We start from the raw sequence: 4,225 nt of genomic DNA on the forward strand, positions 1-4,225 counted from the left end.
GGCCAGGTTGTGGAAGTCGACCACGTCTAAAGGCTTGATCAAGTGAATCCGGGGGTCACCGCCTAAAACTTCTTTGGCAGCGTCCTGGACTCTTGGCGAAAGGTGGACCGGGTAGACGACTTCAACGTCATCAGTCTGGTCAACCACGTCCTTCATCACCTTGAAGACCCGCCGCATAGGCTCGCCCTGGTTTTCCCGCCGGTGCATGGTGACCAGGATAATCCGCTTGCCCTGGCCGATCTTGTCTAAGACTTCATGCTGGTAGTCGGCCTGGACGGTCTGGGCCAGGGCATCGATGGCCGTGTTGCCCGTGACAAAAATATTCTCTTCCGGGTGTCCTTCCTTTAAGAGGTTGGCCCGGCTGACTGAAGTCGGGGCAAAGTAAAGGTCGGACAAGACGTCGGTCAGTTGCCGGTTCATCTCTTCCGGGAAAGGTGAGTACTTATTCCAGGTTCTCAGGCCCGCTTCAACGTGGCCCAGGGGAGTCTGCTGGTAAAAGGCAGCCAGGCTGGCGGCAAAGGAAGTCGTCGTATCCCCGTGGACCAGGACGATATCCGGCTTTTCTTCCTGGATGATTTGGCTCAAAGAGGTCAAAACCCGGGTGGTAATATCAGCCAAGGTCTGCTGGGGCTGCATAATGTTTAAGTCGTAATCCGGCTTGATTTTAAAAATCTCCAGGACCTGGTCCAGCATTTCCCGGTGCTGGGCGGTAACCACAGTAACTGGCTGGAAGCGGTCGTCACTGATCAGCTTGAGGACCAAAGGGGCCATCTTGATGGCTTCTGGTCTGGTCCCGAAAACGGTCATTACTTTAATTTTCTGCATACTGGGTTTATTGCCTCCTTAGCAAATTGCTAACTTAATCATAGCAAAAAAGGCGCGAAGGCGGCGAATTTTTCATAAAATAATCGAGAAAACAATTTTGAGGTGCACTATGACAGTTAATATTTTCCCCCTCCTGGGCGACAGCCTCTTGATCATCCTGGCCGGCTTCAGCCTGGTCTACTCTTTTGACAGGTCCTTAGGGCAAAAGGCGCGGCGGATTTTGCGGATTACCAGCCTTATTTTGCTCTTGGTCATCATCCCCTTGACCATTTGGCTCTTGAAGAATCCACTGCTTGTAAATTGATGAAACAAAAATAAGGAATCAGCCAGACTGATTCCTTATTTCTTTACTCTATTTTATTGTTCTGCATTAGCCCTTAGCCTTGGCTTGGTGCTTTACTTCCAGCTTTCTGAGCCATGGCAGAAGGAAGCCAGTCCCGAAGAGGACGATAACGGTGATGATGTTCATCCAGAGCTGCTTGGTCCATTGCGGACTGTCAAAAGTAACATCCTGCGGCAGGAAGCCCATCGTCGCGCAGATGAAGGTAAAGATGAAGCACCACCAGCCGACCGCCAGGGCCCCCTTGTGGTTTCTGATGAAGACGAAGTCGCCGTCGGCAAAAGTCTTGTGCCGGTAACGGAAGGCCAAGAAGGCCAGGAAGACAACGGAAGTCTTGTACGGTGAGACGATTCCGTTCAAGTTCAAAAGCCAGTTGAAGATATCGTTGATTTCCGGCAAGGTCCCTGACAAAAGCAAAAGGAAAAGCGTGATGCTGCAAGTCAGCACGTAACTGTTGACTGGCAGGCCATCCTTGTTCTTCTTTCTGAGCCAGCTTGGCATGTACTTTTCTGAAGTGTCAGAGGCAAAGACCCGGCTGGCAGCATCAATCAAGGCGGCCAGGTCGGCCATGAAGTTCAAGAGGCAGACGATGGCGTACATGTACATGAGGCTCTTGCCCATGCCGGCTTCTTCACCCAGAAGCTGGAAGGCGTAGAAGGCCCCGTTCATCTTAAAGTCGTGCGGGATGTGCTTGGCGTCAAAGAGGACAGCCAGACCGAGAGTTTCAGTCAAGGTCATGAAGACCGTCATGGCAAAAAGCATCCACATTGACTTTGGAAATTCCTTGCGGGGATTCTTGAGACGCGTCACGTAAGGCGCGGCCAGTTCCGCCCCGGACATGGCAAAGATCAACAAGCCAGTCGTGGAGAAGTAGTGGACACTGAAGTTCGGCTTAAAGCTGGACCATTCCATCTTGGTGGCAATGTGGCCGCCGTGCATGAGGGCCCAGATGATCAAGATCACGAAGATCACGGACATGGCGAACATGGCAATCCCCCCAATCAAGGACAAAAGATCCAGGGAATTTTTATATGCACTTTCACACAAGATAAAGATCAAAATAATGACAAAGGTCAAAAGACCGAACATGAAGGGCGACATGTGCTTGCCTAAAGTGTTGTTGCCCAGGATCATCCAGGAAATGGAGACGATGATGGAGTTGGACACGTCCACCAGGTAGGGCACGGTTTGGGCCCAGTACATCCAGCTGGTAGCATAGCCTAATACGTCGCTGCCCGTCCCCCGCCGGATCCAGGAGGCCAGGCCACCTTCTTCAGTATCCTTGTAAGCCAGACCCAATTGGGTAGCAATCAAGGTATATGGCAATTGGTAGCAAATCAGAAGGAAAATCCATGAGAAGATCACGGACAGACCTTGGTTTTGGTATGGGTAGAAAACATCTTCAAAGCGGATGATGGTGACGAAGTCGAGCATCGCCAAGGTCATCCAGGCCATGTAGTGTTTCTTTGGGGTTTCTTCAATCATTCTGTAAATCAAGCTCCTTATTGGTCAAATTGTCTTAAGCGGCAATTTGCCAGCACGGGGGCTTGTTCTGGCGCTTTAAAAAGCTGGTCACTGCACCGTCTCCAATCAAAAAAGTATCGTTTCCATTTTATTCCTATTGTTTTGAAAATTCTATAGGTTTTTCAATTCAATGAAAATTCTTTCAAATGTTAAGCAGAAGTTATCCGCATACCGGTCATTAGCCAGCTTTTAGTAAAAAATATTTGGTTAATCTGCCCTCGGCAAGAGAAACTGGCCTTTTTCGTGCAAGTAAATGCGCAAAAAGGAAACATCACTAAGGGCGGCGATTAAGAATGCTTTTTGGCAAAAAAAGCTTGAAAGTGTATAATCTACCTATGCCTACTACAATTTTTTATAAAGGCATTGAATCAAGCGGTAAGCGCTTTTATAAAAATACCAAGTAACAGAAAGGGATCGATATGAAAAAGTTTTTGCGAGTAACGGCGACGCTTTTGTCCGCGATAGCTATTCTTGACTCTTTGTATTGGCTGTTTGTTGGCCATTCCTACTTGAGAGCTGCTTTTCTTAAGCTGACCAGAGATTATGGCATCACCGTCTGGCTTCAAGTCGCGGCTGGCATCGGCATTCTCATTTTTATCTCTCAATACGACTGGCTCTTTGATCACTTATTCCGCGATGAACGTGACCGCAAGTACAAGTAGCAACTTCCATCTATCCATAAAACAGAAAGGAATTTTTCAATGCATTATCTAGCAATCGCTGCTAAAAAAGAGCTTCTGCCCTATCTACCAATCAACTGGCCCAAAACTGAACTGACCGAGCTGGTCAACCCGGCCAGCCTGGCTGCCGTCGTCATCGACGAAAAAGACAGCCGGTCCCGGGGCATCTACCAGACCATGAAGGAAAAGCTGGGCCTGGACCTGCCCTTGATCGAATTTGGCCCTAAGACAAGCCCAGCTGCAATCAGCCGCTTGGCCCAGGCCTACGAAGAAGCCAATGTTCCCCGCTTCATCCGGGAGCTGACGGTTTTTTCTGATCAAGATGACCTGGTCTTCGATACTCCTGGCCACCACAACGGCCGCTTCTATGACCGCCACCCAGCCGGAGCAGTCTTGCGCAACTTCTTCGGCGACAACTACTTCAGAGCCGACACTTCCGACTGCGTCTCAGAACTCGGCGACATGATGAACCACACCGGAGGACCCTTAGAAGCCCAGCAAGAAGCTGCCAAGGCCTTCAATGCCGACAAGGTCTACTTCTGCACCAACGGCACGACCAGCGCCAACACCATCTGCACCACCGCCCTTTTAGATGAAGGCGACCTGGTCCTTTTTGACCGGAACAACCACAAGTCCATCTACAACAGTGCCTTGGTCATGACCGGAGCTAAGCCGGTTTACTTGCCGACTGACAGAAACGCCGACGGCTTGATCGGGCCATTAACCGCCGCCAGTCTGGACGAAGACTTGATCCGCCAAGAAATCGCCAAGGTCGACCCTGACCGCGCCAAGGCTGACCGACCTTTCCGCCTGGCAGTCCTGCAGCTGGAGACCTATGACGGCATCTTCTATGACG

Annotated in this window: 4 protein-coding genes and 1 pseudogene; 3 read left to right on the top strand and 2 right to left on the bottom strand. The window is 50.2% G+C overall.

Annotated elements, in window-relative coordinates; all coding sequences use genetic code 11:
• Positions 1-825, bottom strand: an 825-nt coding sequence (gene wecB / locus ACI32D_RS00430) for a non-hydrolyzing UDP-N-acetylglucosamine 2-epimerase (protein WP_439774713.1), incomplete at its 3' end; no start/stop codon positions are given.
• Positions 826-934: 109 nt separating this feature from the next.
• Between wecB and ACI32D_RS00435 the strand changes: the two genes are divergently transcribed.
• Complete coding sequence (locus tag ACI32D_RS00435) at positions 935-1,129, top strand: hypothetical protein (protein ID WP_439774714.1); 195 nt, start codon at positions 935-937, stop codon at positions 1,127-1,129.
• Positions 1,130-1,195: 66 nt separating this feature from the next.
• On the opposite strand, the gene ACI32D_RS00440 is transcribed toward ACI32D_RS00435, so the two are convergent.
• Positions 1,196-2,650, bottom strand: coding sequence for an APC family permease (locus tag ACI32D_RS00440; protein ID WP_439774715.1), 1,455 nt, complete (start codon positions 2,648-2,650; stop codon positions 1,196-1,198).
• Between the two features lie 458 nt (positions 2,651-3,108).
• Here ACI32D_RS00440 and ACI32D_RS00445 point away from each other — a divergent pair, with 458 nt between their 5' ends.
• Both ACI32D_RS00445 and ACI32D_RS00450 read left to right on the top strand, forming a co-directional pair.
• Positions 3,109-3,351 carry a hypothetical protein gene (locus ACI32D_RS00445; RefSeq protein ID WP_439774716.1) on the top strand — a complete coding sequence of 81 codons (243 nt, stop codon included), beginning with the start codon at positions 3,109-3,111 and terminating at the stop codon, positions 3,349-3,351.
• A gap of 39 nt (positions 3,352-3,390) precedes the next feature.
• Positions 3,391-4,225: pseudogene (locus ACI32D_RS00450) on the top strand (ornithine decarboxylase); the annotation flags it as partial.

The organism is Lactobacillus sp. (assembly GCF_051873315.1).
In the GTDB taxonomy this organism is placed as follows: Bacteria; Bacillota; Bacilli; order Lactobacillales; family Lactobacillaceae; genus Lactobacillus.

Bases quoted from the DNA above. Each gene is read 5' to 3' on its own strand.
- ACI32D_RS00435 (WP_439774714.1), top strand. From the start codon at position 935: ATGACAGTTAATATTTTCCCCCTCCTGGGCGACAGCCTCTTGATCATC.
- ACI32D_RS00440 (WP_439774715.1), bottom strand. From the start codon at position 2,650: ATGATTGAAGAAACCCCAAAGAAACACTACATGGCCTGGATGACCTTG.
- ACI32D_RS00445 (WP_439774716.1), top strand. From the start codon at position 3,109: ATGAAAAAGTTTTTGCGAGTAACGGCGACGCTTTTGTCCGCGATAGCT.